The organism is Sandarakinorhabdus sp. (assembly GCF_032115815.1).
Taxonomy (GTDB): domain Bacteria; phylum Pseudomonadota; class Alphaproteobacteria; order Sphingomonadales; family Sphingomonadaceae; genus Sandarakinorhabdus.
In genome coordinates, this window is sequence record NZ_JAUMBI010000174.1 from 1 (window position 1) to 6,041 (window position 6,041).

Genomic DNA, 6,041 nt, shown 5'->3' on the forward strand with positions numbered 1-6,041 from the left:
TCGATTGCGGGCCGGATTTGCGGGAACAATTGCTTTCCGCCCGGGTCGCTCACCTTGATGCGGTTATCATCACCCATGACCATGCCGATCACGCCCACGGCATCGATGATTTGCGCCAGGTCTTCCACGCCATGCGCCGCCCGGTGGACGTGTGGGCCAGTCCGGCGACGTTCTCGGTGCTGAAATCGCGATTTGATTATGTGTTCTTCGGCGCCGCCGGCTATCCCGCCACCTGCACGGCACATGATTTCGAACAACCGGTGATGCTGGGTGATCTGTGCATCACTCCCTTCCCGCAGCTGCACGGGGACATTGAATCGACCGGCGTGCGCTTCGATCATGCTGCTAAGAGCTTTGCCTACTCCACTGATGTCAAAGACTTTGATGGCCGCGCCGATGCCGCGTTGACCGGTCTTGATCTGTGGGTGGTCGATGCCCTGCGCCGCGAGCCGCACCCGACGCACACCCATCTGGAACAGACGCTGGACTGGATCGAGAAGCGCCGGCCGGGCAGGGCGGTGCTCACCCACATGGACCAATCGATGGACTATGAAACGCTGCGCGCCGAACTGCAGCCCGGCGTGGAACCGGGCTTTGACGGGCAGGTGATCACGCTATAGCGCCAGGACCGCAAACCCGAGCGCTGCCGCCAGACTGGTGAGGCTCGCGGCTATGCCAACCAACAGCGGTTTGGGCCCGGCCTTCAAGATCTCGCCCAATGGCGAGCGGATGGCAGTCGCCGCAACCGAAACTGCCAGCATCCAGCTCGACATATCAGCTGCAAATCCAGAGGCTTGCGCCGGGATGATGCCAGTTGAGTTGATGCCTGCCACCACGAAGAATCCCACCACGAACCATGGCAGCAACGGCGCCGCACGCTTGCCGCCACTGATCTTCAGCGGCTGCGGAAAGGCCAGCGCGACCAGTGCCAGCACCGGCGCCAGCAACGCGACGCGGGCCAGTTTGACAATGGTGGCGGTTTCACCAGCGGGCCCGGAAAAGGCATAGCCGGCGCCCAAAGTCTGTGCGACGTCGTGGATCGAGGCGCCAAGCACGAAACCGGCCTGCAAGTCGTTCAGATTGAACAACTCACAGATCGCTGGATAGAGAATCAAGGCGGCGCTGCTCATCGTCGAGGTGCCGACGAGTACGAGGGTGAGTTCGGCCTGGCGCACCCGTCGCTCACTGAGTGTGGCGGACAAGGCCATGGCTGCTGAAGCCCCGCAAATTGCCACGGCACCGCCCGACAATGTGCCGAAAGCCGAAGAAAATCCAAGGCTTCGTGCCGCCAGCACGCCGGCACCAATGGTGATGCCAACGATGGCGACCACCGCCAGCAGCGATTGCGGGCCCAGCGCCACGATCTGTTCCAGCGTAATGCGAGCACCCACCAGCACGATGGCCCAGCGCAGCAATTCACGGCTTGCCAGCGTGAGACCCGGCGTGAGCCGCCGATCGGCCGAGAGGAAGTTCATGGCGAGGCCGATCAGCAGCGCCAGCAGCGTGAGCGGTGCGCCATAACGATCGGCAAGCGATGCCGCCGCCAGCGTGGCCAACACGGCGACCATCAAACCAGGAAGATAATCGCGCCAGCGTGTCGCCGGTGTGCGTTCAATGTCGCCGTAAAGATCGGCGGCCTGTGGCATTTGATTGGCGGCATCCATCGGTGCAGGGTTAGGCGGTTGCAGGGTTTTCGCCAAGGGGTCGCTTGTAGCCTCGGTTCTGATTAAACATAATATATATTATCAGGCAAACCTATCGGGCATTGCTGGCACGGCGTGATGTTCCCCCGCCCAGTGCGAACCGATTGAAACCCAGCCGGCACTGCGGCAGTGAAGCGGTATGCAAACGCTCTCGCTCGATCGCCTTGCGAATATCATGGCCGCTCTGCGCCACAAGGAGCACGGCTGTCCGTGGGATCTGGCCCAGGATTTCGACACGATCGCGCCGTACACGATCGAGGAAGCCTATGAGGTTGCCGAAGCGATTGCGCTGCGGGACATGGCGGAATTGAAGAAAGAACTGGGCGATCTGCTGTTCCAGGTCGTCTTTCACAGCCGCATGGCCGAGGAAGCCGGGCATTTCGCCCTGGCTGATGTCGTGACCGCGCTCTGCGAAAAGATGGAGCGTCGCCATCCACACATCTTTGGTGATGGCACCCGCGCCGCCGATGCCGTGGCCCAGAAGGATGAATGGGAACGCATCAAGGCCGAAGAACGCGCTGCTGCCGGCGCGCCTGAAATGCCGGTTTCGGCACTGGACGGGGTTGCGACGGCCCTGCCCGCCCTGATGCGCGCCGAAAAGCTGCAGGCGCGCGCATCGCGCGTTGGCTTTGAATGGCCCGATGTGGCCGGCGTGCGCGCCAAGCTGGACGAGGAACTGGCCGAGTTAGACACCGCTACTGATGACGCCCACCGTGCCGAGGAGATGGGCGACGTGCTGTTCGTGCTCGCCAATCTTGCCCGCCGCCATGGTATTGATCCGGAAGCCGCCCTGCGCGCCGGCAATGCCAAGTTCGAACGGCGATTCCGCGCCATGGAGGCGCTGGCCGGTCCAGTTTTCCCTTCGCTGCCGCTCGATGCCCAGGAAGTGCTCTGGCAACAAGTGAAGGCCGCCGAACGCCGTTGACGGGTGCGGCCCTGCCCTTGCACAGTGCGGCCGGGGAGAAGTGCAATGCCGATTGCCAAGACCATTGATCGTCGTCTGTTTCTGGCCGGGGCGGCCGGTGCATCGCTGGCCGGGGCGGCCAATGCCACGCTGATTGCGCCGGGCGCCTCTGCGGCGGAAGCCCGCGCACTGGAAGCTGTTGCCGCCTATCTGGAAGCGCACCGCCGGCATTATGGCCTGCCGGCGATGGGCATGGTGGTGGTGGCCGGTGGGCGCCCCTTCACCATCCTTTCCGGCACCCGCGATTATCGCGAGACGCAGCCGCTCATCGGCGATGAGCTGTGGCAGATCGGCAGCATTTCCAAGAGCTTCCTGGCGCTGGCCTGCCTGTCGCTGCAGGCGGAGGGCAAGTTGACGCTGGATGATGAACTGCGCCAGCATCTGCCCGAAGCCCAGTTGCCCGGCGTTTCATCGGGCGGGCCCTTCACACTGCGCGGCCTGCTCGATCACACCACCGGCCTGCCGGATTTCGCGCCGGCACTGGGCGAGAAATTGTGGCGGGGTTTCAACGCCGGCAAGGGCTGGAGCTACAGCAACACCGGCTATGATCTGGTTGGCCAGGCCCTGTCCCGCATTGAGGGCAAGCCGGTAAAGCAGATCATCGAGGAGCGCGTGTGCAAGCCGCTGGGCATGACCAACACGCGCGGTGCCATCCAGTGGCGCGATCGCAGCCGCTATCCCGCCAGTTACAGCCCCTTGCGGCCTGATCGGCCGGTGCTGCCCGGCATGGCGCTGGCGCCGGCGCCGTGGGTGGATGCCAATCTGGCCGCCGGTTCGGTGGCGGCACCGCTGGCCGACATGGCGAAGTATCTGAACTTCCTGATCGCGGTTGGTCAGGGCAAGGGCGCGCCATTGCTCACTGATGTGCAGGCGCGGTTGTGGCTGGAAAACCCGGTGGTGCAGGATCCGGCGAGCCCCGCCGAAACCTATGGCCTGGGCCTTATGCACCGCACCGATGAAGGCCGGCCGCTTTTGCACCACACCGGCGGCATGGTGTGTTTTTCCTCGTCTTTCCATGTTGACGCGGCGGCGGGCCTGGGTGCCTTTGCCAGCTGCGCGGTGGGCGGCATGAATTATCGGCCGCGGCTGATCACGCTCTATGCGCTGCGGGCGCTGCGCGCGGCAGCGGCCGGCGCTGCCATCCCCGCGCCGCCGGCCCTGGGTGGCTTGCCCGGCGATGCCGGCGATTATGTGGGCAGCTACAGTGATGGCCAGACCCAGCTCGATATTTTGCCCGGCCTGGTTGTTGTGCTGGATGGCGCGCGGGTTCCACTTCAGGCGGAAGGTGGCGGCCTGTTCGTGACAGCACATCCGGGGCTGGTGGAGTGGCCACTGGTGGCGGTGCGGCGCGAAAAGGCGGTGATCGCGCTGGATCATGGCAGCCGGCGCTTCGTGCGATCAGGGGTGAATGCGCCCCTGCCCGCCACCACGCCCGAAATTGCGGCGCTGGCCGGCCATTATCAAAGCGATGATCCGTGGATTGGCGGCGTCAGTATCGTGGCGCGGGGCGACCAACTCTATCTGGGCGGTGCCGGTCTCCTGCGTCGCACCGGCAAGGTGGATTTCGTACCGGCTGATCCGGCCAACAGCCCGGAACGGCTGCGTTTTGAGGCACAAGTGAACGGCGTGCCGCAGGTACTGATCTGGTCAGGTCGCCGGCTTGAGCGTCGGGACGTTTAGCGCAACACAGCGATCGCGGCCCGCCAGATCCCGGTGCAGGCTGGCGGTGAAGCCGTGGTCAGCCGCCATGGCCAGCAGCGCCGGGCCTTGGGTGTGGCCGATTTCCACGACCGCAAGCCCGCCGGGGTTCAGCAGGCCGGGCAGTTGCGGCAGGATGCGGCGATAATCGTCGAGGCCGTCGGCCCCGGCGAACAGGGCGCTGGCCGGCTCAAAGGTGCGCACTTCTTCAGAGAGGTGTTCAGTTTCAGCGATATAGGGCGGATTGCTGAGGATCAGATCGAAGCGTTCATCCAGCCCCTTCCCCCAGTCGCCGAGCCGGAAGCTGGTCCGGCCATCAAGGCCGGTGGATTGGGCATTTTCCTGCGCCACGGCCAGGACCGCCGGGCTGCCATCAATGCCAAGGCCGGTCGCAGTTGACCATTCACTCAAGGCAGCCAGCAGCAGCGCACCGGAACCGGTACCCAGATCGAGAATGCGGACTGGTGGGCGAGCGCAGAGCTTGAGCGCCACTTCGACCAGTGTCTCCGTGTCCGGGCGCGGGATCAGCACATCGGGACTGACCTTCAAGGTGAGTGACCAGAATTCGCGGGTGCCGGTAATGTGGGCAACCGGTTCACCGCTGGTGCGACGTTCGATCAGTTTTTCATAATCTTGCGGTTCGAAGTTGCGATCCGGATTCAGTAAAAGGTCGCCTCGTAAACAGCCGAGATGATGGGCCAGGAGCACTTCGGCATCCAGACGCGGCGTCTCTCCGCCGATGCGGGCGGCAGCGGCATTGAGGGCATCGATGGTGCGGATCACCCCAAACTCGCCAGGCGCGCCGCTTCGTCTTCGGCAATCAGCGCGGTGACCAGTTCATCAAGGCCGCCGCCGGCGAGGATTTCCGGCAAACGATGCAGGGTGAGGTTGATGCGATGGTCCGTCACGCGGCCTTGCGGGAAATTGTAGGTGCGGATGCGTTCGCTCCGGTCGCCGCTGCCAACCATTGCCTTGCGATCGGCGCTGCGGGTGCTGGCCAGGCGTTCGCGTTCGGCATCGAACAGACGGGTGCGCAGCAATTTCAGCGCCTTGGCCTTGTTCTTGTGCTGGCTGCGTTCATCCTGAACGGCCACAACCACGCCGGTGGGGATATGGGTGATGCGCACGGCGCTGTCGGTCACGTTCACGTGCTGGCCGCCGGCGCCGGACGCACGATACACGTCGATGCGCAGATCCTTCTCGTCGATGGCGACGTCCACATCCTCGGCTTCCGGCAGCACGGCAACGGTAGCCGCGCTGGTGTGGATGCGGCCGCCGGCTTCGGTGGCCGGCACGCGTTGCACGCGGTGCACGCCGCTTTCGAACTTCAGCCGCGCAAACACCCCGGCGCCGGACACGCTGGCGATGATCTCCTTGAATCCGCCGATATCAGATGAACTGGCCGAAAGGATTTCCCAGCGCCAGCCGTGGTTTGCTGAATAACGTTCATACATTCTGGCAAGATCGCCGGCGAACAGCGCGGCCTCGTCCCCGCCCGTCCCGGCGCGGATTTCCAGCACGGCGGAACGATCATCGGCGGCATCACGCGGCAACAGCTTCAGTGCCAGCGCGCGCTCGGCGGCCGGCAGCCGCGCAGTGATGCTGGCCAGCTCTTCCTGCGCGATCGCGTACATCTCGTCCCCGGCCGGGATCGCCTGCAATTCATCGCGTTCGGT

The 6,041-nt window shown here is 64.5% G+C and carries 6 protein-coding genes; 3 read left to right on the forward strand and 3 right to left on the reverse strand.

Annotated features, from left to right (window positions below; translation table 11 throughout):
- Positions 1-620 (forward strand): MBL fold metallo-hydrolase (locus RT662_RS10230; RefSeq protein WP_313670608.1); only part of this gene is annotated, 620 nt, incomplete at its 5' end.
- On the opposite strand, the gene RT662_RS10235 is transcribed toward RT662_RS10230, so the two are convergent.
- Positions 615-1,664, reverse strand: a complete 1,050-nt coding sequence (locus RT662_RS10235; protein WP_313670609.1) for a putative sulfate exporter family transporter — start codon at positions 1,662-1,664, stop codon at positions 615-617. The genes RT662_RS10230 and RT662_RS10235 overlap by 6 nt on opposite strands.
- A 178-nt stretch (positions 1,665-1,842) precedes the next feature.
- Here RT662_RS10235 and mazG point away from each other — a divergent pair, with 178 nt between their 5' ends.
- Both mazG and RT662_RS10245 read left to right on the forward strand, forming a co-directional pair.
- Entirely contained in the window at positions 1,843-2,628 is a 786-nt protein-coding gene (gene mazG / locus RT662_RS10240) for a nucleoside triphosphate pyrophosphohydrolase (protein ID WP_313670610.1), read from the forward strand.
- A 45-nt stretch (positions 2,629-2,673) separates the two neighbouring features.
- A complete protein-coding gene (locus RT662_RS10245) occupies positions 2,674-4,347 on the forward strand; it encodes a serine hydrolase domain-containing protein (RefSeq protein ID WP_313670611.1) in 1,674 nt (557 codons plus the stop codon).
- On the opposite strand, the gene prmC is transcribed toward RT662_RS10245, so the two are convergent.
- Together prmC and prfA are read right to left on the reverse strand one after the other, a co-directional pair.
- A complete protein-coding gene (gene prmC / locus RT662_RS10250) occupies positions 4,315-5,145 on the reverse strand; it encodes a peptide chain release factor N(5)-glutamine methyltransferase (RefSeq protein WP_409530163.1) in 831 nt (276 codons plus the stop codon). The genes RT662_RS10245 and prmC overlap by 33 nt on opposite strands.
- On the reverse strand, positions 5,145-6,041 hold an 897-nt coding region (gene prfA / locus RT662_RS10255; protein WP_313670613.1), incomplete at its 5' end, for a peptide chain release factor 1. The genes prfA and prmC, both read right to left, overlap by 1 nt.